General features: G+C 67.3%; 23 protein-coding genes. 12 read left to right on the forward strand and 11 right to left on the reverse strand.

Going from position 1 to position 23,868, the window contains the following annotated elements:
• Positions 1–131: 131 nt before the first annotated feature.
• The 3 genes from ligA to ACV7JO_RS00290 all read right to left on the reverse strand — a co-directional run bounded on the left by ligA (position 132) and on the right by ACV7JO_RS00290 (position 4,977).
• Positions 132–2,231 carry an NAD-dependent DNA ligase LigA gene (gene ligA, locus ACV7JO_RS00280; protein ID WP_470354338.1) on the reverse strand — a complete coding sequence of 700 codons (2,100 nt, stop codon included), beginning with the start codon at positions 2,229–2,231 and terminating at the stop codon, positions 132–134.
• A 79-nt stretch (positions 2,232–2,310) separates the two neighbouring features.
• The gene (locus ACV7JO_RS00285) at positions 2,311–3,807 is read right to left on the reverse strand and encodes a receiver/sensor box histidine kinase (RefSeq protein WP_470354339.1); all 1,497 of its coding nucleotides are present in this window, start codon (positions 3,805–3,807) and stop codon (positions 2,311–2,313) included.
• A gap of 63 nt (positions 3,808–3,870) precedes the next feature.
• The gene (locus tag ACV7JO_RS00290; RefSeq protein ID WP_470354340.1) at positions 3,871–4,977 is read right to left on the reverse strand and encodes a pyridoxal-phosphate-dependent aminotransferase family protein; all 1,107 of its coding nucleotides are present in this window, start codon (positions 4,975–4,977) and stop codon (positions 3,871–3,873) included.
• A 159-nt stretch (positions 4,978–5,136) separates the two neighbouring features.
• Here ACV7JO_RS00290 and ACV7JO_RS00295 point away from each other — a divergent pair, with 159 nt between their 5' ends.
• The 5 genes from ACV7JO_RS00295 (at position 5,137) to ACV7JO_RS00315 (ending at position 9,626) form a co-directional block, all read left to right on the forward strand.
• Positions 5,137–5,682: a CDP-2,3-bis-(O-geranylgeranyl)-sn-glycerol synthase gene (locus tag ACV7JO_RS00295; RefSeq protein ID WP_470354341.1), complete on the forward strand. Its 546-nt coding sequence runs from the start codon at positions 5,137–5,139 to the stop codon at positions 5,680–5,682.
• Positions 5,683–5,767: 85 nt separating this feature from the next.
• Entirely contained in the window at positions 5,768–6,904 is a 1,137-nt protein-coding gene (hemC, locus tag ACV7JO_RS00300; protein ID WP_470354342.1) for a hydroxymethylbilane synthase, read from the forward strand.
• Positions 6,901–7,665 carry a uroporphyrinogen-III C-methyltransferase gene (gene cobA, locus ACV7JO_RS00305; protein ID WP_470354343.1) on the forward strand — a complete coding sequence of 255 codons (765 nt, stop codon included), beginning with the start codon at positions 6,901–6,903 and terminating at the stop codon, positions 7,663–7,665. The genes hemC and cobA overlap by 4 nt, the downstream gene beginning before the upstream one ends.
• A gap of 18 nt (positions 7,666–7,683) precedes the next feature.
• Positions 7,684–8,436, forward strand: coding sequence for a uroporphyrinogen-III synthase (locus ACV7JO_RS00310; protein WP_470354344.1), 753 nt, complete (start codon positions 7,684–7,686; stop codon positions 8,434–8,436).
• The gene (locus ACV7JO_RS00315) at positions 8,433–9,626 is read left to right on the forward strand and encodes an MFS transporter (protein WP_470354345.1); all 1,194 of its coding nucleotides are present in this window, start codon (positions 8,433–8,435) and stop codon (positions 9,624–9,626) included. Before ACV7JO_RS00310 ends, ACV7JO_RS00315 begins: the two co-directional genes overlap by 4 nt.
• A gap of 4 nt (positions 9,627–9,630) precedes the next feature.
• Here ACV7JO_RS00315 and ACV7JO_RS00320 read toward each other — a convergent pair whose 3' ends face one another.
• Positions 9,631–10,362, reverse strand: coding sequence for a PspA/IM30 family protein (locus tag ACV7JO_RS00320; protein WP_470354346.1), 732 nt, complete (start codon positions 10,360–10,362; stop codon positions 9,631–9,633).
• A 163-nt stretch (positions 10,363–10,525) separates the two neighbouring features.
• Here ACV7JO_RS00320 and ACV7JO_RS00325 point away from each other — a divergent pair, with 163 nt between their 5' ends.
• The 4 genes from ACV7JO_RS00325 (at position 10,526) to ACV7JO_RS00340 (ending at position 12,986) form a co-directional block, all read left to right on the forward strand.
• A complete protein-coding gene (locus ACV7JO_RS00325; RefSeq protein ID WP_470354347.1) occupies positions 10,526–11,989 on the forward strand; it encodes a DHHA1 domain-containing protein in 1,464 nt (487 codons plus the stop codon).
• A gap of 46 nt (positions 11,990–12,035) precedes the next feature.
• The gene (locus ACV7JO_RS00330; protein WP_470354348.1) at positions 12,036–12,275 is read left to right on the forward strand and encodes a hypothetical protein; all 240 of its coding nucleotides are present in this window, start codon (positions 12,036–12,038) and stop codon (positions 12,273–12,275) included.
• Between the two features lie 41 nt (positions 12,276–12,316).
• Complete coding sequence (locus ACV7JO_RS00335) at positions 12,317–12,589, forward strand: hypothetical protein (protein ID WP_470354349.1); 273 nt, start codon at positions 12,317–12,319, stop codon at positions 12,587–12,589.
• Between the two features lie 76 nt (positions 12,590–12,665).
• Complete coding sequence (locus ACV7JO_RS00340) at positions 12,666–12,986, forward strand: DUF5783 family protein (protein ID WP_470354350.1); 321 nt, start codon at positions 12,666–12,668, stop codon at positions 12,984–12,986.
• 23 nt (positions 12,987–13,009) lie between these two features.
• On the opposite strand, the gene ACV7JO_RS00345 is transcribed toward ACV7JO_RS00340, so the two are convergent.
• On the reverse strand, positions 13,010–14,011 hold the full coding sequence (locus tag ACV7JO_RS00345) for a DUF4350 domain-containing protein (protein WP_470354351.1): 1,002 nt from the start codon (positions 14,009–14,011) through the stop codon (positions 13,010–13,012).
• A gap of 1 nt (position 14,012) precedes the next feature.
• Positions 14,013–14,930 (reverse strand): S49 family peptidase, encoded by a 918-nt coding sequence (locus ACV7JO_RS00350; RefSeq protein WP_470354352.1) that lies wholly within the window; start codon positions 14,928–14,930, stop codon positions 14,013–14,015.
• A gap of 110 nt (positions 14,931–15,040) precedes the next feature.
• Between ACV7JO_RS00350 and ACV7JO_RS00355 the strand changes: the two genes are divergently transcribed.
• Positions 15,041–17,068: a heme-binding protein gene (locus ACV7JO_RS00355; RefSeq protein ID WP_470354353.1), complete on the forward strand. Its 2,028-nt coding sequence runs from the start codon at positions 15,041–15,043 to the stop codon at positions 17,066–17,068.
• 25 nt (positions 17,069–17,093) lie between these two features.
• Here ACV7JO_RS00355 and ACV7JO_RS00360 read toward each other — a convergent pair whose 3' ends face one another.
• Entirely contained in the window at positions 17,094–17,861 is a 768-nt protein-coding gene (locus ACV7JO_RS00360) for a methyltransferase domain-containing protein (protein WP_470354354.1), read from the reverse strand.
• Between the two features lie 160 nt (positions 17,862–18,021).
• On the opposite strand from ACV7JO_RS00360, the gene ACV7JO_RS00365 reads away from it, so the two are divergent.
• Positions 18,022–18,198, forward strand: a complete 177-nt coding sequence (locus tag ACV7JO_RS00365) for a hypothetical protein (protein WP_470354355.1) — start codon at positions 18,022–18,024, stop codon at positions 18,196–18,198.
• Here ACV7JO_RS00365 and ACV7JO_RS00370 read toward each other — a convergent pair.
• Positions 18,195–18,428: a hypothetical protein gene (locus ACV7JO_RS00370; RefSeq protein WP_470354356.1), complete on the reverse strand. Its 234-nt coding sequence runs from the start codon at positions 18,426–18,428 to the stop codon at positions 18,195–18,197. The genes ACV7JO_RS00365 and ACV7JO_RS00370 overlap by 4 nt on opposite strands.
• A gap of 9 nt (positions 18,429–18,437) precedes the next feature.
• Here ACV7JO_RS00370 and ACV7JO_RS00375 point away from each other — a divergent pair, with 9 nt between their 5' ends.
• Complete coding sequence (locus ACV7JO_RS00375) at positions 18,438–19,547, forward strand: tyrosine-type recombinase/integrase (RefSeq protein ID WP_470354357.1); 1,110 nt, start codon at positions 18,438–18,440, stop codon at positions 19,545–19,547.
• 669 nt (positions 19,548–20,216) lie between these two features.
• Here the strand turns inward: ACV7JO_RS00375 and ACV7JO_RS00380 are convergent.
• The 3 genes from ACV7JO_RS00380 to ACV7JO_RS00390 form a co-directional block, all read right to left on the reverse strand.
• The gene (locus tag ACV7JO_RS00380) at positions 20,217–21,788 is read right to left on the reverse strand and encodes a hypothetical protein (protein ID WP_470354358.1); all 1,572 of its coding nucleotides are present in this window, start codon (positions 21,786–21,788) and stop codon (positions 20,217–20,219) included.
• A 207-nt stretch (positions 21,789–21,995) separates the two neighbouring features.
• Positions 21,996–22,436: a Fe-S cluster assembly sulfur transfer protein SufU gene (sufU, locus tag ACV7JO_RS00385; protein WP_470354359.1), complete on the reverse strand. Its 441-nt coding sequence runs from the start codon at positions 22,434–22,436 to the stop codon at positions 21,996–21,998.
• A 78-nt stretch (positions 22,437–22,514) separates the two neighbouring features.
• Positions 22,515–23,762, reverse strand: a complete 1,248-nt coding sequence (locus tag ACV7JO_RS00390; protein WP_470354360.1) for an aminotransferase class V-fold PLP-dependent enzyme — start codon at positions 23,760–23,762, stop codon at positions 22,515–22,517.
• Positions 23,763–23,868: the final 106 nt, after the last annotated feature.

Consider the following 23,868-nt stretch of genomic DNA (forward strand, 5'->3'; position numbering starts at 1 on the left):
ACAAGAATTTGTACGTTTCTACCCCACTAAATACTTACGCTGGGTATTCGGTAAGGCAACAGTCACGGAGATTGTGGCACGGAGCTTACGCGATTCACGCCCGCCGTGAACGGCGGGATTCTCTCGCTGCATCAAGATAGGACGCCGCGGGCTTCCAACAGCGCCTCGAAGCCGTCTTCGTCGAGTCGCTCGACGCCGCGCTCGTCGGCCTCGTCTCGCTTTCGCTGTCCGGGGTCCTCGCCTACCACCAAGTAGTCCGTGTTGCCCGAGACGCTGCCGGTGGCCGACCCACCCGCCTCCTCGACGAGGGCCTGTGCCTCGCTGCGGGTGTATCCCGCCAGCGAGCCGGTGAAGACGAACGTCACCCCCTCCAGTGCGTCGCCGTCGGTCACGTCGGCGGCCTGCGGGTCGACGCGGTCGAGCAGGCGGTCGACGACCTCGCTGTTGCCCTCGTGGGCGAAGAAGTCGACGACGCTCCGGGCGACCGCCGGCCCCACGTCGGGGACCGCTTCGAGGGCGTCGGTGTCGCCGCGTTCGGCGGCCCCGCGCAGGGCGTCGAACGTGCCGAACTCGGCGGCGAGGTTGCGGGCGGTGACGCCGCCGACCTCGGGGATGCCGAGCGCGACCAGAAAGTCCGCGAGCGGCGGGTCGCGGGCCGCGTCGAGTTCGGCGACGAGGTTCCGCGCGCTGGTCTCGCCCCACCCCTCCAGTTCGGCGAGGTCGTCGACGGTCAGGTCGTAGAGGTCGGCGGGGTCCGAGACGAGACCGGCGTCGAGCAGTTGCGCGACGGCCTTCTCGCCCAGCCCCTCGATGTCCAGCGCGCCCCGGCTGGCGTAGTGCTCGACGGCCCGCTCGCGCTGGGCAGAGCAGGTCAGCCCGCCGGTGCAGTAGGCCATCGGGCCGTCGCGCTCGACGGCGCTCGAACAGACGGGGCAGGTCTCGGGGAACTCGAAGTGGCCGTCGGCCGCGCTCTCGACCACCTCGACCACGTCGGGGATGACGTCGCCGGCCCGCTTGACGCGGACGCGGTCGCCGACGCCGACGCCCAACTCCGCCACGAGCGCGGGGTTGTGCAGCGAGGCCCGCGAGACGGTGACGCCGCCGACCTCGACGGGGTCCATGAGCGCGACGGGGGTGAGCCGGCCGGTCCGGCCGACTTGGACGACCACGTCCCGGACCGTCGTCTCCTCCTTGCGGGCGGGGAACTTGTAGGCGAAGGCCCACCGCGGCGCGCGGGCGGTCGACCCCAGCGCGTCGCAGGCCGCCGTGTCGTCGAGCTTGAAGACGACGCCGTCTATCTCGTAGTCCAGCTCGTCGCGGGCGGCCAGTTGCGCGTCGCGGTAGTCGACGGCCGCCCCGATGTCGTCGACGGTCCGCGCCCGGTCACAGACCCGCAGTCCCCACTCGGGCAGGCGCTCGTGTACGTCTGTGTGGCTCTCGAACGTCGCGGAGGAGTCGAGGACCCCGAAGAAAAACACCGACAGCGGGCGCTGGGCGGTGACACGCGGGTCGAGTTGGCGGAGCGTCCCCGCGGCGGCGTTGCGCGGGTTGGCGAAGGGCTCGTCGCCGGCCTCGACGCGCTCGCGGTTGTACTCGGTGAACGCGTCGCGGGGCATGTACACCTCGCCCCGGACCGCCAGCGAGTCGGGGTAGTCCCCCCGCAGGCGCTGGGGGACGCTGGCGATGGTCCGGACGTTCTCGGTCACGTCCTCGCCGACCTCGCCGTCGCCCCGCGTCGCGGCCCGGACGTACTCCCCGTCCTCGTAGACGACTTCGACCGAGAGCCCGTCGAACTTCGGCTCGCAGAAGTAGCGGGGGTCGTCCTCGTAGCCGGCGTCGGCGAGGCCGTCCCGGACCCGCTCGTCGAACGCGCGGGCGTCGGCGGCCTCGCCGCCGTGGTCGATGGAGCGCATCGGGGCGACGTGTTCGACCTCGGGGAGTTCGTCCAGCGGCTCGCCGCCGACCCGCTGGGTCGGGCTGCCGTCGGTGTCGAGGTCGAAGGTCTCCTCCAACTCCCGGAGCCGGGCGAACAGCGCGTCGTAGGCCCGGTCGCCGATAGCGGGGTCGTTCTCGACGTAGTAGCGGTGGTCGTGGTAGCGGACGGCCGCCCGCAGTTGTCGAGCCTGTTCGCGGGCCGCGTCCTCGTCGAGGGTCTCGGGGTCGGCGAACTCCGTCGGCGGTGTCTCGACGTAGGGGTTGTCGGCGAGGTCGGGGTCGGAGACGGCTCCCATTGGTGTGGCGTCGGTCGCCGCGCCACTAAGCCTCTCTGTCTGCGGTCGGCACGCCGCCGGGACCGGCCGCCACGCTCGCTCACTCGTCCCCGTCGACCGCCTCGACACCGGTCACCTCGAACCGCGCGCCGCCGTCGTCGCTCTCGACGGCCCGCACCGACCACCCGTGCGCGCTCGCTATCTCGGCGACGATGCTCAGCCCGAACCCGGTCCCGTCGTCGGCCGTGGTGACGCCCGGTTCGAACACGTCGGTGTCGTCCGCGGGCAGTCCGGGGCCGTCGTCGGCGACGTAGAAGCCTCCGCCGTTGGCCAGCGGCCCGACGCGGACGGTCACGCCGTCGGCCCCGGACTGCTCCTCGCCCGCCGGGTCGCGGTCGCCGTCCCCGCCGTCGGTCGGCCCGTCCACGGAACCGTGTTCGACGCTGTTGCGAAACAGGTTCTCGAACAGCTGTTGCAGGCGGCTCTCGTCGGCGCGAAAGCGCAGGTCGGCCGCGACTTCCATGGCCGCGCCGGCGGTGTCGACGCGGTCCCAGCAGTCGGTCGCCAGCGCGGCGAGCGAGACCGTGTGCGTCTCGCCGATGTCCTGCCCCTGCTTGGCGAGCGTCAGGACGTTCTCGACGAGCCCCTCCATGCGCGACAGCGCCGTGTCGACCCGCCGGAGGTGGTCGGAGTCGCTCTCGGCGCGGGCCAGTTCGAGGTTGCCGGTGGCGACCGACAGCGGGTTCCGGAGGTCGTGGGAGACGACCGAGGCGAACCGTTCGAGGCGCTCGTTGGTCCGCTCCAGTCGCTTCTCGGTCCGCTTGCGCTCGGTGATGTCCCAGCTCGCGCCGACCAGCCCGGTCACCTCGCCGTCGGGGCCGTACAGCGGGACCTTCGAGGTCAGGAACCACGTGTCTATCGAGGGCGTGTACTCCTCCTTGTCGAGTATCGGCTCGCCGGTCCGGATGACCGACAGGTCGTCGCGGATGGCCGGTTCGGCCTCCTCGGGCGGGACGAGCGCGTCGTCGCGCTCGCCGATGAACTCTTCGGGGTTCTCTATTTGCGCGTCGCTGATGAGGACGTGTCTGGCGTCGCGGTCCTTGACGAACAGGTGGACGGGGAGGCGCGCGAACATCTGGTCGAGGAGCGTCGCCTTCCACTCGGTCTCGGAGAGCCCCGGCGGCGGGAGGTCGGCGTCCTCGGGCACCGACACCGGCGAGCGGTCGACGGCGTCGGCGACGGCCTCCCCGATGCGGGAGAGGCGGCCAGGGCTGTCGGCCGGCACGTAGCCCGCGAGGCCGCGGTCAACGGCCTCGGCGGCTCTCTCGGCCGTCGTTTCCTTGACGACCAGTACCGTCGGGACCTGCTGGCTCGCTGGGTCGAGCGCGTCGTGTACGTCGAAGCCGGTCCCGTCGTGGAGGTCGTACCGGGTGATGACGCAGTCGACGCCGCTGTCGAAGGCCGCTTCGGCGTCGGCGACCCCGTCGGCGGTGACGACCGTCAGGGAGCGCCACGCCGCCGCGAGATCGTCGGCGAGGTCATCCGGCCCCGAACCGACGTAGAGAATCCGTGCGCCCGGTTCGGTACCCTCGTCCATGCGAGCGACACAGGTGCTCCGGAGTGAACTATGTTCCGGCGGACGACCTCCCGGTGGCTCGGCCTACAACCCCGCGACGTCCTCGATGGCGTCGGTGAGTTCCCGGACGCTCTCGACGGTGTGTTCGCCCATGTGGCCGATTCGGAAGCTCTCCTCGCCGATGTCGCCGTAGCCACTGGAGAAGACCATGTCGTACTCCTCGGAGACGGTCTCGACGGTCGCGGCCACGTCGATGTCGCGGGTGTTCTCGACGCAGGTCACCGTCTGGGACTCGTAGCCCGACTCGGGGAACAGGCCGAAGTGGTCGCGGGCCCACTCGCGGGTGTACTCGGCCATCTCGCGGTGGCGCTGGTCGCGGGCCGCGTGGCCCTCGTCGAGCATGTGTTTCATCTGCTTGCGGTAGGCCAGCATGATGGGAATCGCCGGCGTCGAGTGGGTCTGGCCCTTCCGGTCGTAGTAGTCCAGACAGCGCTGGAAGCCGCCGTACCACGAGGACGACTCGCGCTCCAGTTCCCGCTCGTAGGCGTCGTCGCTGACGGTACAGACGGCCAGTCCGGGCGGCATGGCGAAGGCCTTCTGCGTGGAGGTGAAGATGCAGTCGACGTTGTGGGCCTCGACGTCGATGTAGTCCCCGCCCAGACAGGAGATGGCGTCGACGACGAAGTAGGTGTCCGGGTAGTCCCCGAGCAGGTCGCCGATCTCCTCGACGGGGTTGCGCACGCCCGTCGAGGTCTCGTTCATCACCACGCCGACGGCGTCGTAGTCCGCGCCGGATTCCAAGGCGTCGCGGATGTCCGCGGGCTTGACGGCCTCGCCCCAGTCGTACTCGACGCGGTCGACGGTCTTGCCCAGTCGCTCGGCGACGTTGGCCTGTCGCTCGCTGAACGCGCCGCTCGTGGGGACGAGCATCCGGTCGTCGACGAGGTTCAGCGTCGTCGCCTCCCAGAACTCCGTCCCGGAGGCGGTGAGGACGATGACCTCGTTGTCGGTGTCGAGGAACTCCTTGGTGTCCTCGACGATGGTGGTGTAGAGGTCGGTCATCCGGTCCATGCGGTGGCCGAACATGGGCTGGGCCATCGCGTCGATGACGTCCTCGCGGACCTCGGTCGGGCCGGGGAGATACAGTGTCTTGTCGGGATAGTCGCCGGTATATTCGCGTTTCTCGGTCACGGGAGACACCTCGGTACCTCTCCCGTCGTAGCCAGCCGGCATGGTAGTTTTGATACCGGCCACGCAATTTGGCGTTCGCGCCGTCGCGTCGGCCCCGCTACCGGCCGCGGCCCGTGGGCGAGCCACACCGGTTAAGAGCGGGGCGGCCGACGCGCCGCTATGGACGTGTTCGGAGTCGTCGTGACGGGGCTGTGGGCGATGTTGCCGGCGTACGTGCCGAACAACGCCGCGGTCCTCGCCGGCGGCGGGCGACCGATAGACGGCGGCCGGACGCTGGGGGGCGCGCGGCTGCTCGGCGACGGGAAGACGTGGCGCGGGACCGCCGCCGGCACCGCCGCGGGGACGGCGCTGGCGCTGGCGCTGACAGCGGTCGAACCGGCCGCGAGTGCCCTCGTGGGCCACTCCTTACCGGCGTTCCCGCTCCGGGCCGGGTTCGGCCTCGCGCTCGGTGCGATGGTGGGCGACATCGGAGCCTCCTTTCTCAAGCGCCGCAGCGGCCGGGAGCGCGGGGCCGCCTTCCCCGGTTTGGACCAACTGGACTTCGTCGTCGGGGCCGTGCTCTGTGCGCTCGTCCTCACGCCGTCGTGGACGCTGGCGACGTTCACGCCGCCGGTGCTGGTCGCCGTCGCCGTCGTGACGCCGCTGTTGCACGTCACGACCAACGCCGCCGCCTACCTGCTCGGGCTGAAAAACGAGCCGTGGTAGCCGCGCCGCGCTCCCGCCGGGAGCCACCGCAGCGCGACCGAGCGAAGTGATGTGCTTTTCACGGAGGCCCGTCGACAGACGTGTAATGACTGCGCGGGACACGCTCCGACTGGCGACACGCGGCTCGGACTTGGCGCTCCGGCAGGCGGCGACGGTACAGGAGGCGCTGTCGGGCCGGCGGCTGTCGGTCGAGCTCGTCGAGGTCGAGACGACCGGCGACCAGATACGCGACGAACTCATCCACCGCCTCGGGAAGACCGGCGCGTTCGTCCGGAGCCTCGACGAGAAGGTACTCGCCGGCGAACTCGACGCCGCCGTCCACTCGATGAAGGACATGCCGACCGAGCGCCCCGACGACCTCGTGGTCGCGGCCGTCCCCCAGCGGGCGGCCGCCGGCGACGTGCTGGTCACGCCCGACGGAAGCGCCCTCGCGGACCTCCCCGAGGGAGCCGTCGTCGGCACGTCCAGCCTCCGGCGGGGGGCCCAACTGCTGGCCGAGCGGTCGGACCTGCAGGTCGAGCCGCTACGGGGCAACGTCGACACGCGCGTCGAGAAGCTGCTGGCACCCGCGCTCCAGCGCGAGCACCAGGACCGCCACGAGGCCGAGCAGGAGCGCAAGGGCGAGGCCGCCGAGGACGACGACTACGAACACCCCTACGACGAGGATGTCGAGACGTGGTTCGACGGCCTCTCGGAACTCGAACGCAGCGCCCTCGGCCGAGAGCCCGACACCGAGTACGACGCCATCGTCCTCGCCGCGGCGGGGTTAGAGCGGACGGGGCTCTCTCACCACGTCGAGACGACGGCGCTCGACCCGTCGACGTTCGTCCCCGCACCCGGACAGGGGGCGCTGGCGGTGACGGCCGCCGACGGCGACGCAACCGAGACAATCCACGACCGGCTGGACCACCCGCGGACCCGCGTCGAGACGACCGTCGAGCGCACCGTCCTCGCGGAGTTGGGCGGGGGGTGTGTCGCACCCATCGGCGTCTACGCGACGCTGGAAGGCGGGACCGTCCACACCCGCGTCCGCGTGCTCTCCCGGGACGGCGAGGAGGAGGTCGCCGCGGTGCGTGACCTCCCCGCCGAGAGCCACGTCGCGGCCGCACAGGAACTGGCGGCCGACCTCGAAGCGCAGGGCGCGGCCGACATCATCGCGGCGGCGAAACGCGACGACGGCGCGGACGACGACGCAGCGACCGCCCGGGGGGAGGAACCGTGAGCGACGCGCCCGAACCCGGGACGGTGTATCTGGTCGGTTCCGGCCCCGGCGACCCGGACCTGCTGACGGTCAAAGCCAATCGGCTGTTGGAGTCGGCCGACGTGGTCCTCCACGACAAGCTTCCCGGCCCCGAGATTCTGGGGCAGATTCCCGAGGCCAAACGCGAGGACGTGGGCAAGCGCGCCGGCGGCGAGTGGACGCCACAGGAGTACACCAACGCCCGGATGGTCGAACTCGCCGAGGCGGGCAACTCGGTCGTCCGGCTGAAAGGCGGCGACGCGACGGTGTTCGGCCGCGGCGGCGAGGAGATGGTCCACCTCGCTCAGCAGGGCATCCCCTTCGAGGTGGTGCCGGGCGTCACCAGCGCCATCGCCGGGCCGGCGGTCGCCGGCATCCCGGTCACCCACCGCGACCACGCCTCCTCGGTTTCGTTCGTCACGGGCCACGAGGACCCCACCAAGGCGGAGTCGGCTGTCGACTGGGCGGCGCTGGCCGCGACCGGCGGCACCCTCGTCGTCCTGATGGGCGTGGGCAAACTGCCCGACTACACCGCCGCGTTGCGCGAGGCGGGGATGGACCCCGACACGCCCGTCGCGCTCGTCGAGCGGGCGACGTGGCCCGACCAGCGGGTCGTCACCGCGACGCTCGACACCGCCGTCGACGCCCGCGACGAACACGGCGTCGAACCGCCCGCCATCACCGTCATCGGCGACGTGGCCGGCCAGCGCGAGCGCGTCGTCGAGTTTCTGGAGGGGACGTGATGCTGGGGGTGCCCGCGGATGCGTGAGGAGCCCCGGCTCCGGGTAGCGGTGTTCCGCCCGGACGACGAGCGGACCGCCGACGCCGTCGCCCTGCTCGAATCGCTGGGCGCGGACCCGGTCCCCGACCCGATGCTGGCCGTCGAACCGACCGGCGCGGCCCCGCGGACCGACGCGGACTACGCCGTCCTGACGAGCAAGACCGGGGTCGAACTGGCCGCCGACGCCGGCTGGGACCCCGCGGGCGCGACGGTGTGCGCCATCGGCAGCGCGACGGCCGACGCGCTCCGGGCGGCCGGCTACGGCGTCGACCGGGTGCCCGCGGAGTTCTCCTCGTCGGGACTGGTCGACCTGCTCTCGGACGAGGTCGCCGGCCGCGCCGTCGAGGTGGCCCGCTCGGACCACGGCTCCGACGTGCTGACCGACGGGCTGGAGTCCGCCGGCGCGTACGTCCACGAGACGGTGCTGTACCGCCTCGTCCGCCCCGCGGGGGCCGGCGAGTCAGCCGAACTGGCCGCTGCCGGCGACCTCGACGCGGCCGCGTTCACCTCGTCGCTGACGGTGCGACACTTCCTCGAGGCGGCCGCCGAGCGGGGCGTCCGGGACGACGCGATAGCGGGCCTCGCGGACGCCACCGTCGGCGCAATCGGTGAGCCGACCGCCGAGACCGCCGCGGCCGCCGGCCTCGTGGTCGACGTGGTGCCAGAGACCGCCGACTTCGAGGCGCTGGCCTGCGAGGTCGTCGAGGCGGCCGCGCCGACCCACCACGAGTGACGGGGGCCGACGCCGAGAGCGGGCGCGCCGGCCGCCACGTCGCGCTCGTCACCGGCTGGCAGGTCGTCGCCAGCACCTGTTACTACGCGCTGTTCGCCGGAACCACGCTGTTCCGGCAGTATCTCGGTCTCTCGGGTTTCCTCGTCGGCGTCGTCGTCACCGCGGCGACGCTCGGCTACACGCTCGCTCTGTTCCCCGTGGGCGCGGCCGTCGACGGTGCGGGCGAGCGGCCGGTACTCGTCGGCGGCCTCGTCGCGCTGGCGGCCGGCGTCGTCGGCGTCGGACTGGCCGACGGCGCGGCGGGGCTGGCGCTCGCGGCGGTGTGTCTCGGCGCGGCCTACGCCACGGCGATGCCGGCGACGAACCGCGCCATCGTCACCGCCGTCCCGGCGGCGCTCCGGGGCCGCGCGATGGGGGTGAAACAGGTCGGCGTCACTGCCGGGAGCGGTCTCGCGGCGGTCCTCGTCGTCAGCGTCGCGCCCGCCCTCGGGCCGTGGAACCTCGGCTTCCTCGTGGCCGGGGGCGCGGCGCTGCTCGTCGCGGGCGGGTTCGCCGTCGGCTACCGCGGGGCCGCCGGCGGCGAGTGGCGACTGCCCGACGTTCGCGGCCTCGGGCGGGACTCCGCCTACGTCGCGCTGGCTGCCGGCGGCTTCTTCCTCGGGGCCGCGCTGTTCACGACGGTCGGCTACACGACGCTGTACCTGACCGACGCCGTCGGCGTCTCGGTGGCCGTCGCGGGCCTCGGGTTCGCGGCGATGCAGGTGTCGGGCAGCGCCGGCCGGGTGGGTGCCGGCTGGCTGACCGACCGGCTCGACGCCGCCGAGGCGCGGGCTAACGCGACGGTACTGTTGGGGCAGGCCGCCCTCGGCGTCGCCGCGCTCGCGGCGCTGTCGGTCCCCGGCCTCCCGCGGCCGGTCGCGCTCGCGCTGGTCGCCGCCGTCGGCGCGACGGTGCTTGGCTTCACCGGGCTCTACTACGCCTGCATGACGGCGCTGGTCCCGACCGACGAGGTCGGCGCGGCCACGGCCGGCGGGCAGACGGCGCTCAACGCCGGCGCGTTGCTCGCCCCGCCGGCCTTCGGCTGGCTTGCCGACACCGCGGGCTACCGCGCGGGCTGGCTGTTGCTCGCCGCCGCGGCCCTCGCCGGCACCGCGGCCTTCGCCCTTGTCGTCGGCCGGACCGACCCGTGAGCGCTCAGTCCGCCGCCTCGGCGTCCGACGCCGTCGGTTCGGTGTCGACCTCCGACCGGAGCGTCTCCAGTTCGTACTCGACGGCGCGATCGCTCGACAGGCGGTCCAGTTCGCGGTCCACGTCGTCGCCGGCCTGCAGGACCGACTCCAGTTCCCCCGTCTCCGCCAACTCCTCCAAGGCCGCCGCCCGCGCCTCCATCCGCTCGGTCCGCTCGGTCGCGCGCTCGATGGCCCGCCCCACGTCAGCCACCGTGTCGCCGACGCCGGTGAACGCCTCGGCGACCCGCGCCGACGCCTCCGCGGCCTCGTATCGGGCTTTGACGGTTTCCTTGTGCGTGCGGAACTGCTCTATCTGACTGGACAGTTCGGCGCGCTTGCCGACGAGGCGGTCTTGGGTCCCCTGTAGCTCGTCTATCTGCCCGGTGAGGGCGGTTATCTGGCTCACGTGGGCCTGTTTCTTTGCCAGTGTCCGCCGCGCGAGGTCCTCCCGGCCCGCCCGTATCGCCTCGCGGGCCTGTCCGTCGTACGTCTCGACGTTCTCGCGCAGCCGCCGCCTGTGTATCTCCAGTCGCTTCTTCTGGGTCGTCACGTCGGCGATGCCGCGAGTCACGTCCTGTAGCTCGTCGCGCAACTGCTCGTAGGAGTAGTCCAGTTCGTCGCCGGGGTCCGACGCCCGCCCCAACAGGGCGTTGAGCTTCGACCGGACGAGAAACACGAACCGCCCCACGAGACTCATCGGCCGCTCCCGCCGTCCGGCGCTCCGCGAAGTTTCGGTATCATTGACACTACTGACTACGCCCGAATCCGGGATAACCGTATCGTCGGGGCGGGACCGCGCGGCCGAGCGTCGCCGGGGCGTGTGAACGTTTTTAACCGGGGGCGCACCTACTGCCGCCACGATGAGTACGACCGGTCCGGTTCCCGAGCTCGCGGCGCGCGCGACGGCCTGTGCCGACCGCCTCCGCGCCGCCGACCGCGTGTTGCTGGCCTCCCACATCGACGCCGACGGGCTGACCAGCGCTGCCGTCGCCGCGAGCGCACTGGAGCGGGCCGGGATTCCGGTCGAGACCGTCTTCGAGAAGCAACTCGACCCCGACGCCGTCGACGGGCTGGCCGCCCGCGACTTCGACACCGTGCTGTTCACCGACTTCGGTTCGGGCCAACTCGACGCCATCTCGGACCACGTCGCTGCCGGGGCGTTCGAGGCCGTCGTCGCCGACCACCACCAGCCCGCCGCGCCGGCTGACTGCCACCCCGACGCGGTCACCGACACCGACGGCTACGCCGACTTCGAGTACCACCTCAACCCCCTGCTGGAGGGCATCGACGGCGCGTCGGAACTGTCCGGGGCGGGCGCGGCCTACGTCCTCGCCCGCGCGCTCGAACCCGCAGACGGCGACAACCGCGACCTCGCCGCGCTGGCGGTCGTCGGCGCGGTCGGCGACATGCAGGCCGTCGGCGGCGAACTCGTCGGGACCAACGCGAACCTCGTCGCGGAGGGCGTCGACGCCGGCGTCCTCGAGGAAGGGACCGACCTCGCGCTGTACGGCAAGCAGACCCGCCCGCTCCCGAAGCTACTGGAGTACGCGACCGAGGTGCCGATTCCCGGCGTCTCCGGCGACGAGGCCGGTGCGACCCGGTTCCTCGACGACCTCGGACTCGACCTGAAGCGGGCCGGCGAGTGGCGCACGTGGGCGGACTTGGACGCCACGGAGCGCCAGACCGTCGCCAGCGCCTTGGTCCAGCGGGCGGTCGAGCGCGGGGTCCCCGCCGACAAGATAGAGACGCTGGTCGGGACGACCTACACGCTGACCGCCGAGCCGACCGGGACGGAGCTTCGGGACGCCAGCGAGTTCTCGACGCTGTTGAACGCGACGGCCCGCTACGAGCGTGCCGACGTGGGGCTGGCGGTCTGTCTCGGCGAGCGCGGCGACCCCTTGGAGCGGGCCAGAACGCTGCTCTCGAACCACCGGCGAAACCTCTCGCAGGGACTCGACCTCGTCACCGACCGCGGCGTCACGCAGGAGGCCCACGTCCAGTGGTTCGACGCCGGCGACGCCATCCGGGAGACCATCGTCGGCATCGTCGCCGGGATGGCGCTGGGGACCGACGGCGTGACCGCCGACAAACCCATCGTCGCCTTCGCCACTGCCGACGGCGACGAGCGGAAGGTCTCCTCGCGCGCGACCGGGCCGCTCGTCGGCCGCGGCGTCGACCTCTCGGCTGTGATGCGGGAGGCCGCCCAGTCGGTCGGCGGCGACGGCGGCGGCCACGACATCGCCGCCGGCGCGACGATTCCGGCCGGCGAGGAGGACGCCTTCCTCGCGGCGGCCGACGAGGTCGTGGCCGATCAACTCGACTAGCCGGCGGCGAAAAGAGCTATACGTCCCCGTGTCCGACCACGGATAGATGCAGACGCGGGACCTGTTCGATATCGCCCTCGTCGGCCTCGCCGGGCTGTTGGCCTACACCGAGACGTTCGGGCTGGCCGACCCGCGAGCGACGCTCGAAGAACTGTTGGCTATCGTCGCCGGCATCGACATCCGCGTGTATCTCGTTCTGGCCGGCGTCTTCGGCATCGTCTTCGTCACGTACCTCGTGGTGTACCTCCCGAAGAAGACGGCCCGCTCGGCCGACGGCCGGTCCTGAGCGGGCGGTGGTTTTAGCGTCGTGGCGATGCTATTCGGGGTATGGACGGGACGGAGACCGAGCCCGAACGGCTGCTGTTCGGGGCCGGGTTCGTCTTCGGCGTCGGGTTCACACTGCTGGTCCTCGGCACCGTCGTCGCCACCCTCGGCGGCGGTGCGGGCGCACTCGGCGTCCCCGTGGTGCCGCTCATCGCCGCGAGCGTACTCCTCGCCGGCGTCGTCGGTGTCGCGCTCTCCATGCTCGCCTTCCCCGACGACCGCCTCGAAGTACCGACCGCGCTGGCACCGAGCGCCGAGGACTTGGAGGAGGAGTGAGGCGAGCGGCCGGCGGCGGCCCGGGACGAGCGCACAGTCCGCGCCACCTTTATCCCCGGCCCGCTAGCCACCGCCCATGACGGAGTTCGACCCCGAGCAGTTCGAGGACAAGTACGCCAACTACTTCCCGGAGCTACAGAAGGCGTACAAGAACGCTTTCGAGTCGATGAACGACACCTACGACTCCGAACTCGTCCACGCCATCGACCAGCAGGTCCTCAACGAGTCCGAGCCGTTCTACGAGGGTGAGGGACAGTTCCGCGTTGAACTGCCAGACGACCCGACCGACCGGCTGACGGCGGTCGTCGCCGACGACGAGAAAGTCGAGACGCTCCTCTCGGAGTACGTCGAGCGCATCGAGGCGGAGCTCCGGCGCGTGTTCGGCTTCGACGACTGAAAAAATCTGGTTCGCTGCCCGTCTCAGGGCGACGGCGCGGTCGGCACCGAACCGCCGGCACCGCCCGGCCCGGAGGGGCCGCCCTGTGGCTCCGGGGGCTGCGGGGCGTCGGTCGGCGTCTTCTCGCCGCTGACGAGGAACGTCAGCAGGTTCCCGACCAGCACCTCGTTGTCCGCCCGGTAGAGGTAGTCCTGCGAGAGGACGCTCGTGTCACCGACGACGGTGACGTTGCCAGAGCGGGTGACGACACCGTAGGCACCGGCGCGTCGGGTCTTCGACAGTTCGGTGTTCTCGGTCGTCGAGAGCGCGGTCTGCCCGCCGGAGACGGGGACCGCCGTGTGGAACACCGTCCGGTCGACGCCGTCGGTCAGCGCGCCGTCGCCGGTCGGCGTCGCGTAGACGTTGCGGTAGTTGGTGTCGTACTCCTGCATGTTGAACAGGTAGCCCTCACCGTAGCTCACGCCGTACTGGCTGGTCAGGGGCACCATTGGGTCCGGCACGCCCCCGCCGGACGTGGTGACGACGAGGCCGAGTACGGAGGTCTGTGTCTGCGATGGCTCGGACAACACCAGCACGCGGCCGCCCGCGTCGCTGAACGTTCGAAGCCCATCCAACTGCGATTCGGTGTAGCGCTGCTGCGCGCCGAAGGTGACGAAGGCGTCGGCCTCGCGGAGCGTCTCGTTGAGCGGCCGGCCGCCCTGTCGCTGGCCGACGAAGTACTTCACCGTCGCGCCGTTGTCGGTCAGCGTCTCGACCATCGGCGTCAGCGCCTCGCGGTCGATGCTGCCGCCGTGGCCGGCGTCGACGACGACGACAGCACCGTCGGCGTCGCCGTCCATCGTGAGGTCACCCTCGGCCGGCGTCGCGGTCGCCACCGCCGAGTCGCTGTTGAACGACGGCGCGCTCACGTCCCCGACAGCCGGGGCGCTCCCGGTGGTACCGGTCACGGCCGTCCCGGCGACGACCGCGACGACGAGCACGACGGCGAAGAAGCCCGCACGCGCGGCGATGCCGGTCGACTCCATCTCAGGCACCCCCCTGTGCGGTGGCGTTGGTCGTCTGTACCTCCGTCTCGGGCGTCCCGTACACCATCAGGAAGTGCGGCGAGTCGACGCCGCTGTACGTGTACGGTGCCCGCTCGGCGACGGTGCCGTTCCCGTCGGCGGAGCTGCTCAGCAGCACCAGTCCGCCGGCGCTGGCCGGGTTGCGGTAGGTGACGCGGTACTCCGAGAGCCCGGCCTCCGAGGCCGCGCCCGCGATGGCCGCCTCCAGCCCGCCGACCTCGTCAGCGTAGCCGGTCTGGACGGCGCGACCGCCCGAGTACGCGGAGGCCTCCGCCACCGTCGCTCGGGAGACGTTGAGCCGGTCGCCCCGCTCGGTCATCACTGCGCCGACGAACGCCCGCTTCATGGATTCGAGCGAGGCGTAGTACTGGGCCTCGGTCATCCCGCGGTGGGCCTTGTCGGGACCGGTCGTCGCGGACCCGCTCAGGCCGTCGTCGGGCGCGGTGCCGATGACGCCGACGTGGCCGACGATGCTGGCGGGCGTGACGTATATCTCGTCGCTCGGGACGGCGGTGTAGTACGCGCCCGAGGCGGCGTACTGGCCGACGCTGGCGTACACCGGCTTCTCGGCCGAGAGGCGCTTGACGGCCAGATACATCGACTCGCTGGCGGCCGCGCTCCCGCCGGGACTCGACACCCGGAGGACGACGGCCTTCACCGAGTCGTTCTGGCGGAGCTGACGCAGCTCCTGAACAGTGTCCTGTGCAGTGCTGCCGCTTATCGTCTCGTCTATCGAGACGACGGCGACGTACGGTTCGTCTTGGGTGGTGACGCTTGCGGCGTAGGGGACCACAGCGGCACCGACGAGGAGGGCGATGACCGCGAGTACCGTGTACGAGCGGAGGGCAGTCGCGACCATCTCGTCGATTGGATTGTTCATCTCTCTTGCAGTTTTGCCGTCACTCGTCGGTGGTATAAATTTGGGGAATATACGACGCGAGCCGGGCGGATATGAGAAGCTTCCTTACCGTTCGTCCGCAACCGAGACCTATGGAGCAGCGCAAGCCACCGCAGACCGAGGAGGGGTGGTACGTGATGCACGACTGCCGACGCATCGACTGGGACGCGTGGCGCGACGCCCCGCAGCGCGAGCGAGAGCGGGCGCTCGCGGACGGCGTCGAGTTCCTCTCGGCCTACGAGGCCGTCGAGGACGCCGACGAGGGGCAGTCGGCCGTCTACACGATACAGGGGCAGAAAGCGGACCTCATGCTGTTGCACCTGCGGCCGACGATGGGGGACTTGGACGCCGCCGAGCGGGCCTTCGAGCAGACGGAGTTCGCGCGCTTCACCGAGCGGGCCTACTCGTACGTCTCGGTGACCGAGGCGTCGGGATACACGGAGAAGGCCCGAGAGTACTTCGAGGGCGAGGTCGACGAGGACTCGGGGCTCGCACAGTACATTCAGGCGCGGCTCCACCCCGAGGTGCCCGACGAGGAGTTCGTCTGCTTCTACCCGATGAGCAAGCGCCGCCAGCCAGAGCAGAACTGGTACGACACGAGCTTCGAAGAGCGGGCGGCCCACATCAAGCGCCACGGCGACCTCGGCCGCGAACACGGCGGCGACGTGGACCAAATGATATGTGGCTCCATCGGGCTCGACGACTACGAGTGGGGCATCACCCTCTGGACCGACGACATGCGCCACGTCAAGGACCTGCTGACCGAGATGCGGTTCGACCCGTCGACCTCGCGGTTCGCCGAATTCGGTCCCTTCTACGTCGGCCGGCGGTTCGCGCCTGCGGACCTACCGGCCGTGCTGGCCGGGCAGCCGGTTCCCGCCGACGGAGACCAGCCCGGGGCCGTCGAACGGGCCGGAACCGGCGTCGACGCGGCGACCGAGGCCGACGCCACAGGTGGCGACCGCGTCCACGCTGGCGGGGACACCGACGGACACGGCGGCGCGCACCCGGGCAGCGCCGGCGAGGGCGACCATCCCCACGAGGCCGCCGCGGCCGACGCCGACCACCCGAGCGGCGGCCGCCCCGACGACGCGGACGACGGGTCGAGCGGCGGCCGCCCCGACGTGTCCGGCGACTTCGAGGAGGTGGACGACGCCACACAGCGCGTCGGGCGGCTCGGACTCCGCGAGGGCGCGGACTACGACGCCGGCGACTACGCGCTGGTCTTTCACTCCACGGCCGACGCCGAGGCCATCGCCGACGACGTGGCGGAACTGGCCGACAGCTTCGACCACTACGACCGACACGTCCAGACGACCACCCGCGCCGAGAGCGGCCAGACCGTCGTCGTCAGCGTCTGGACCGCCCGGGACGCCGCCGAGACAGCCGCGGGCTTCCTGAGCGACATCGACGGCGTCGACAGGCAACTCGGCGGGCCGCTGGGCGAGGGCGTGAGTGCGGGCGGAGGCGACCACGACGAGAGCGCGGACGACGATGGCCGTGGCGAGAGCGCGGGCGGCGACGCCGCGTCGTCGTCCGAGTCGGTCCGTGAGGCCCTCGACGCGGCGGGCGTCTACGCCGGCCAGCCACACGGTGAGGACGTGTACGCGCTGGTCGTCTACTCCGAGGCTGACGCCGACGCGCTGGCCGACGAGGTGGCCGACCTCCGGGACGCCTTCGAGCGCTACGACACCCACGTCCGAACGACGGTCTACACCGACCCCGACTCGGAGACGACCGCGGTGGCCTCGCTGTGGGACACCGAGGACGCCGCCCGGACGGCCGGCGACTACCTCTCTGACCTCCCCGCGGTCGTCCGCCGGCAGGGTGAGGGCGACGGCTTCGGGACGATGGGGATGTTCTACACCGTCAAGCCCGACCACCGCGGCGAGTTCGTCGAGAAGTTCGACACCGTCGGCGGCCTGCTCGCGGACATGGACGGCCACCGCGAGACCGCGCTGCTGTTCAACGCCGACGACGAGAACGACATGTTCATCGCCAGCCAGTGGGACAGCAAGGACGACGCGATGGCCTTCTTCCGGTCCGACGAGTTCTCCGAGACGGTGAGTTGGGGTCGCGACGTGTTGGCCGACCGCCCGCGCCACGTGTTCTTGGCCTAACCGGGAACCACCGTTTGCGCCGCCCTCACTCCCGGACCGCGACGAACCGGAGTCGCCGGTAGTCGGCGGTCCACGTCCCCGTCTCGGCGTCGAACAGCGGCTCCCGTAGGCGGTCCTCGACGGCGTCGAGGACGGCCTCGCGCTCGGCGTCGGCGACGCCCGCGAAGAACTCCCCGCCGAACATCCCGACCCAGTTCCGCAGGCCGTCCGCGCCGTCGTCCAGTTCCGTCGGGCGGTCGAACAGCCGTGCGAACGTCACTTCGAAGCCGTGTTCCTCCAGTCGGGGCGCGTACTCGCCGACGCTCGGGAAGTACCACGGGGGGTCGCGGTCGTAGCCCCGGGCGGCGAGTTCGGCGACCAGCGCGTCGACGATTCGCGCGACGTTGCCCCGGCCGCCCAACTCGGCCACGAAGCGCCCGCCCGGCGCGAGCGCGTCGGCGACCGTCGACAGCGCGGCGTCGTGGTCCGGCCCCGGAATCCAGTGTAAGGCGGCGTTCGAGAACGCAGCGTCGAAGCCCCCCTCGGGGTCGTACTCGCGGATGTCGGCCTGCACGAACTCGCGGTCGGGGTACGTCTCGCGGGCCCGCGCGACCATCTCCGCCGCCGCGTCGACGCCGACGACTTCGGCCCCGGCCTCGGCTATCCGGGCGGTGAGGTGGCCGGTCCCACAGCCCACGTCGAGGACGCGCTCGCCCGCCGCGGGGTCGAGCAGCGAGAGCACGTCGCCGCCGTACTCGTGGACGAAGCCGTGGTGTCCGTCGTAGGCGTCCGCGTCCCACTCGGTGTCGCTCACGTCCGTACTCGCCGGGGCCGGGGGATAACGCTGTCGCCGGCCCGGACGCCTCGCTCCCGGCTCCCCATTCTGGATAATCGTTCAGATTGTTTACCCACGTCCGGCCCCGAACGGTGAAAATTGGAGTTATACGTCTCTAGCTCCGACGTTCGTACAGTACATGCTCGGGTCACTGCGGCGCACCGACGGGGCCGGCGGGTCGGGCGGGTCCTACGCTGGCCGCGGCGAACTGGCCGAGTGCGAACTGTGCGGCGAGCGACGGACCTGCGCGTCCCACTGCGGGCTGGTGACGTGTCCGCCCTGCCAGCGGGACTTCCTCCCGCGGGGCGTCCGCTAGTCCTCCGTCGTCGTCCGGTCGAGTTCCTTCTCGCCGAAGGAAATCGGGGATATTTCACCTCTGATTAGACTGAAAACTACCATACGTGGCGGGTACTTAAAGCTCGGAACGCTCCGCTCAAGTGGCTCAGACCCGCGAAACACCCGGGCAATGTTGCCGTTTGAGCGTGCAGGGTCTTCTCCACTTAATGGTTTTGGCAAAATCTGGGTTTTAAGCCCCTCTACCTGCATTATAGCAATATGCAGGCTACAGCAAAAACCGATTCAGGAGACCCATCTGCGTCTTCCGGGCTGGCCGGACTCCGCAGGAGAACAAAGATGCAGAACACGGACCACGACCTGCGGGAAGTATCGGCACAGAGAGCAGCAGAGCGGTTCAAGAAGTGGGCCAGAGACGAGTATCAGCCTTCGACCTACGAGAACCACTACACCACTGTCAATCAATTCGTGGCGTGGCTCAGCGGCACTGACTACACGCTCGCCGGAATCGACGGATGGGCATTGGGCGAGTATCAGGACTGGCTCAGGAAACAGGACTACGCAAACGTGACGCGCAAGCAGTACCTCTCTCAACTGCGCGTGTTCCTTCGGTGGGCCAGTCGTCGGAACGTGATGCGTGACGGTCTGGACGACAAGGTAGAGCTACCGGACTTGAGCCGCGACGACGTGCGTTCAGACACCAGCATCGGCCCCGACAGAGTACAGCGGATTCTCGACTATATGGACTGCTATCGGCGTGCCTCTCGGGAGCATATCATCGTCCTACTGTTGTTCAGGACTGGCGCGAGACTCGGGGCACTCCGTGGCGTAGACCTGTCGATGGTCCATCTTCGGAGCGATAACCCCCGGATTGAGGTTCGACACAGGCCGGAAATCGGTTGCCCGCTCAAGAATGGCGAGCGGAACAAGCGAGAGGCAGAGCGCCCCATCCTGATAGGCGAGGAAACGGCTCAAGTCGTCGCTGAGTACATCGAACACCACCGGAGGGACGTGACCGACGACTACGATAACAGCCCGTTGCTGACCACCAAGCAAGGACGTGTGAGCGATAGCGTCATCAAGAAGACCGTCAAGCAGTGGACGTGCCCGGCTGCAACAGAGGGAGAGTGCCCAATTCACGACCACAGACCCTCTCGCCGGGAAGTGGGAAGCTGTGCCCGAGAGTGCGAACACACGAACGCTCACAGTCTCCGCAAAGCGAGCATCACCTACTTCCTCAACAGAGGTGTATCCGTTGAGGTAGTGAGCGACCGGATGAACGTCAGCATCGAGACCATCAAAAAGCACTACGACAGGCCCACAGACGACGAGAGAGCGGCCCGACAGGAGAGTGCGATGGACAAGGTGTGAATCGGCTTTCACGGCATTGTATCCGCATTTCAGGGGTTCAGCGATATATCCGATGTGAACCGGCGTCGAATCGGTTCCAGTAACACGAGTAAACTAACCCCCCTCGAAATACGGACGGTTCAGCACACTCAAGCGGCTGAAAACCGGGGGCAAAAATCGCGTTCGCAAAACCCCAAGGGTACAGACGAAGCGAATACCGACATAAAGCGGGAATTGTTGAAAAGCGACAGACGTGAATAGGGTAACACTCAGCCGACTGCTGACGGCTCGCGTGTGTGCGCTCGCGCTAAGCTTGATAGAGGATTGTGTGTTCAACAAGTGGGTGTACTCTATTCGTATAGGCTACACCCTCCGACCCCTCCACAAGGGAGGGGTCTCCGTGTGTAGTAACAGTATAGTGAGTTCACTCAACAGTACACTGAGTAGTGTACAGTTTGGTTGCGACGGACGTAGTTGCGACGCAACCAGAGTAAACACACTTTCCCCAAGGCTGGTGAATCCATAGAGTCTGGTGTCTGCTTTTACAGTAGGCAGAAGTGTGTTCACTGCCCTCAAGGACAGCCTGTGAACTCAGCAACACTTTCTATCAAATATCCGAAATATAAACATTTTGGAAATAAATGAATTTAATGAGAACAGGGCCAACCAAAAGAAATTCCATTTCCCAACTCAGGAACTGTCACCATCCCCACTATTAGATGCGTGGTACTCGCCGACATAATCGTGTTCAAATAACATACTTTTTAATTCTTCTTTCAGTTTTTGATTCATATGTTCAATTGCATTAAACGCCCCCTCAAGCACTTCTACACGACTACCATCTTCCGTCGGAACAATCTTAACTGCTGGAGGATATTCGGATGCGTCAATGACTTTCACAGGGTCATTAGCTCTTCCCAGACTGGCCCTTGCGGAATTTAACAGACTTTCAATATGCGGAAGACGCTTCATAAATTCCTCATCGACTGAAAGATGTTCAGAGAGTCTATTATCATCGGAATTCGAGTCTAAGTCAAAATCAGGATGGGTGTCAAGCATCAACCAAGCTGATGTTATATTTGATTCAGCAGACTGTCGCTGCTTTCTTATCCAGTCGATATTTGGGATTTCTTTTTGCCAAAAATCAGTAAAATAATTATCCCCGCTTTCAGCAATAGCAGTCACACCCATAGTGACCCACGGCTTGTTTGGTATGTCGTCAATCTCAAACTCAATCGTGGGCTCGCCTCGTCTCCTAAAGCTGTAATCTTGGAAACTTTCCACCTCTTTGGTGACTACCCCAACATCTTCTATTTCTACAGCAATTTTACAGTTGTAGATATATCTCTCATCTAATTCAGAATTGTAGCAAACGAGAGCTATGTTAAGCCGATTAGTCTGTTGGGAGGATAATCCGGCCGAGCTTTGAATTGAATCAATTACGACGCCTTGATTTTCAGCAACAGGCTTAGTAGCATCAATCTGTGGATAGATTTCCTGACTTTTTGGTGTGTAGCTTTCTGGTGAAAAACCTCTACTATTCAACTCTTCCTGCATCTCTTCCTTCGAGCGACCCGCCAAATTGTCTGTATCCAATTTGATTCCGTCGGGCCTTTCGTTCAATGCCATTAGGATTGTACCAGCAGGAGCAGATTCTAACGAATTAGCAGTATAGAATTCGTGAACTTGATGAACAGTATCGGCGACTTCTCCTATTGACCTACTATATACCAATTCGCAAATCTTATTTGGAGCTTCGAAAGCAGTGTCAACCATCTCTCTAACCGAAGACTTGTCGTTGTCTGTCAGGAAATAGTCGGATATTTGAATATCGTGAGCGAAGCGATTCCTGACCTGTTTATCACCAATCTCATCAGACAATTCAATCCCCGACATTTTTAACAAATTCAACTTATCATCAATTCTTAAAGATATGAGAGACGGCCCATTTTCATAATTTCGTATATATTCTGTTGGAATATCAAATTCATCTATTATCAATAGGTTAAGGAGATATTCTGTAACAGACTGGGAATAAATCATAAAAAATCCAATATCGAGAGCGTGTTCTGCAAAGGAACCGGAAAGGCTGTAATCATCAAGTTCCACCAAGTATTTCCAAATCTTTTCCCAAGAGTCAGCTGCTTGCCTTGCCTTGTCGGCTGACTCTTCATAATACATTATCGGACGAGCAAGTTGGATTTGCCTGAAGTACTCTTCCAGAGTCCCAATCTCCTCTTCTTCAAGCGTAATCTTAGGCATTTCAAACAACTATAATTCTCAACTTCAAATATCTGTTCAGACCACAGATGGTTTTATTCTGACTGCATAATGTCTGTATCTTGCTTCCTGCCTCGACTGTTCCCACTCGTCAAGGGACTTTTGAAGATATAAAAAATAGTACCTTTAGGTGTCGGTTCAGGAACTGATGACCATCAAAACTGCTTAGTGAATCGCTCTACTAACTACTTATGTGGAGTCCGACCCGTCCTCGGTTGTCGTTCGATTTATGTCATCCTTCTCGCCGAAGTAGATGTCCGCGCCGTCCTGTGCCACTTTCTCAGCGAGGACGGCACACTTCACGCGCATCGGGGAGATGTCGACGCCGAGCATCTCGGTGACGTCGTCGCGGTCCATCGCCTCCAGCTCCGCGACGGCCATCCCCTGTAGCTTCTCCGTGAGCATCGACGCCGACGCCTGCGAGATGGCGCAGCCGTCGCCCTCGAACGCGACGGCGTCGATAGTCTCCTCGTCTTCGCTCAACACGACGTCCATCCGGATCTCGTCGCCGCACATCGGGTTCTCGCCGACGTGACTGAACGTTGGGTCCTCGATGGAGCCCGCGTTCCGGGGGTTCTTGTAGTGGTCGAGAATCTGCTGCCGGTACATATCGGAGCCGCCGATGCCCATTGTTGTGGCGTGATACGCCGCTCGGTCGGAAAAGGCTTCCGAGCCACCCCGTCTCCGCGGGCCGGACGTTCGCCGGCCTCAGGCGAACAGTTGGCGCGCGTCGTCGATGGCGGCGACGAGTTCGTCGACCTCCTCGCGGGTGTTGTAGACGTAGAAGGAAGCCCGCGCGGAGGCGGCGATGCCGAGTTTGTCGTGTAGGGGCTGGGTGCAGTGGTCGCCGGCCCGCACCGCGACGGCGGAGTCGTTCAGGATGGAGGAGAGGTCGTGGGCGTGGACCGAGTCGAGGTTGAACGAGACGACCCCGCCCCGCTCCTCGCCGACGGGCGGGCCGAGTATCTCCACGTCGCCCTCGTCGCGCAGCCGCTCCATGGTGTACTGGGCGAGTTCGTTCTCGTGGCGGCGAATCCGCTCCATTCCGATGTCGTCGAGGTAGTCACAGGCCGCCGCCAGCGCGATGCCCTGACAGATGACCGGCGTCCCGGCCTCGAACTTCCACGGCAGGTCGTGCCATGTCGACTCCTCGAAGGTGACCTTCTCTATCATCATCCCGCCGTAGAGGTACGGCTCCATCTCCTCCAAGAGGTGCTTCTTGCCGTAGAGGACGCCGATGCCGGTCGGCCCGGCCATCTTGTGGCCCGAGAACGCCATGAAGTCGGCGTCGATGGCCTCTACGTCGACGGGGCGGTTGGGGACCGACTGCGCGCCGTCGACGAGGATGTAGGCGTCGTGGTCGTGGGCGATGTCGGCCAGTTCGGCGACGGGGTTGACGGTGCCCAGCGTGTTCGAGACGTGGACGACGCTGACCATCGCCGTGTCCTCGCCGATGAGTTCGCGGGCGTGGTCCATGTCGAGCGTGCCGTCCTCCTGTACGGAGATGTACCGGCAGGTCGCGCCGGTCTTCTTGGTTATCTGCTGCCACGTCACCAGCGAGGCGTGGTGTTCCATCTCGGTCAGGACGACCTCGTCCTCGGGGCCGAGTTCGTTCAGGCCCCACGCGTAGGCCACGAGGTTCTCGCTCTCGGTGGCGTTCTTCGTGAAGACGATCTCCTCGCGCTCGCCCGACGCCCCGACGAACTCGGCGACTCGGTCGTGGGCCTCCTCGTAGGCGATGCTGGCCTCTTGGCTCAGTTGGTGGAGGCCGCGATGGACGTTGGCGTTTGTCGTCCGGTAGTAGTCCGCGATGGTCTCGACGACCGGTTCCGGCGTCTGCGTGGTGGCCGCGTTGTCCAGATAGACCACCTGCTCGCCGTCGAACTCCCGCTGGAGGATGGGGAAGTCCTCCCGGATGCGCTCGACGTCGAGCGGCTCGGTTTCGGAGTGTCCCATTGCGACTAGAGAAGGGCTCGACGGGCAACTTTCCTTCGGTTCACCGACAGACCCGTCCACGGCGGCGGGTCGGTCGCACCCGGGCTGGTCGTCGCCTGCGACGGCG

The organism is Haloarcula sp. MBLA0138, from assembly GCF_055632455.1.

Excerpts from the sequence above, each read along its gene's own strand:
- ligA (WP_470354338.1), bottom strand. The coding sequence starts at position 2,231 with ATGGGAGCCGTCTCCGACCCCGACCTCGCCGACAACCCCTACGTCGAG.
- ACV7JO_RS00285 (WP_470354339.1), bottom strand. The coding sequence starts at position 3,807 with ATGGACGAGGGTACCGAACCGGGCGCACGGATTCTCTACGTCGGTTCG.
- ACV7JO_RS00295 (WP_470354341.1), top strand. The coding sequence starts at position 5,137 with ATGGACGTGTTCGGAGTCGTCGTGACGGGGCTGTGGGCGATGTTGCCG.
- hemC (WP_470354342.1), top strand. The coding sequence starts at position 5,768 with ATGACTGCGCGGGACACGCTCCGACTGGCGACACGCGGCTCGGACTTG.
- ACV7JO_RS00310 (WP_470354344.1), top strand. The coding sequence starts at position 7,684 with ATGCGTGAGGAGCCCCGGCTCCGGGTAGCGGTGTTCCGCCCGGACGAC.
- ACV7JO_RS00320 (WP_470354346.1), bottom strand. The coding sequence starts at position 10,362 with ATGAGTCTCGTGGGGCGGTTCGTGTTTCTCGTCCGGTCGAAGCTCAAC.
- ACV7JO_RS00325 (WP_470354347.1), top strand. The coding sequence starts at position 10,526 with ATGAGTACGACCGGTCCGGTTCCCGAGCTCGCGGCGCGCGCGACGGCC.
- ACV7JO_RS00330 (WP_470354348.1), top strand. The coding sequence starts at position 12,036 with ATGCAGACGCGGGACCTGTTCGATATCGCCCTCGTCGGCCTCGCCGGG.
- ACV7JO_RS00335 (WP_470354349.1), top strand. The coding sequence starts at position 12,317 with ATGGACGGGACGGAGACCGAGCCCGAACGGCTGCTGTTCGGGGCCGGG.
- ACV7JO_RS00340 (WP_470354350.1), top strand. The coding sequence starts at position 12,666 with ATGACGGAGTTCGACCCCGAGCAGTTCGAGGACAAGTACGCCAACTAC.
- ACV7JO_RS00345 (WP_470354351.1), bottom strand. The coding sequence starts at position 14,011 with ATGGAGTCGACCGGCATCGCCGCGCGTGCGGGCTTCTTCGCCGTCGTG.
- ACV7JO_RS00350 (WP_470354352.1), bottom strand. The coding sequence starts at position 14,930 with ATGAACAATCCAATCGACGAGATGGTCGCGACTGCCCTCCGCTCGTAC.
- ACV7JO_RS00355 (WP_470354353.1), top strand. The coding sequence starts at position 15,041 with ATGGAGCAGCGCAAGCCACCGCAGACCGAGGAGGGGTGGTACGTGATG.
- ACV7JO_RS00365 (WP_470354355.1), top strand. The coding sequence starts at position 18,022 with ATGCTCGGGTCACTGCGGCGCACCGACGGGGCCGGCGGGTCGGGCGGG.
- ACV7JO_RS00370 (WP_470354356.1), bottom strand. The coding sequence starts at position 18,428 with ATGCAGGTAGAGGGGCTTAAAACCCAGATTTTGCCAAAACCATTAAGT.
- ACV7JO_RS00375 (WP_470354357.1), top strand. The coding sequence starts at position 18,438 with ATGCAGGCTACAGCAAAAACCGATTCAGGAGACCCATCTGCGTCTTCC.
- ACV7JO_RS00380 (WP_470354358.1), bottom strand. The coding sequence starts at position 21,788 with ATGCCTAAGATTACGCTTGAAGAAGAGGAGATTGGGACTCTGGAAGAG.
- sufU (WP_470354359.1), bottom strand. The coding sequence starts at position 22,436 with ATGGGCATCGGCGGCTCCGATATGTACCGGCAGCAGATTCTCGACCAC.
- ACV7JO_RS00390 (WP_470354360.1), bottom strand. The coding sequence starts at position 23,762 with ATGGGACACTCCGAAACCGAGCCGCTCGACGTCGAGCGCATCCGGGAG.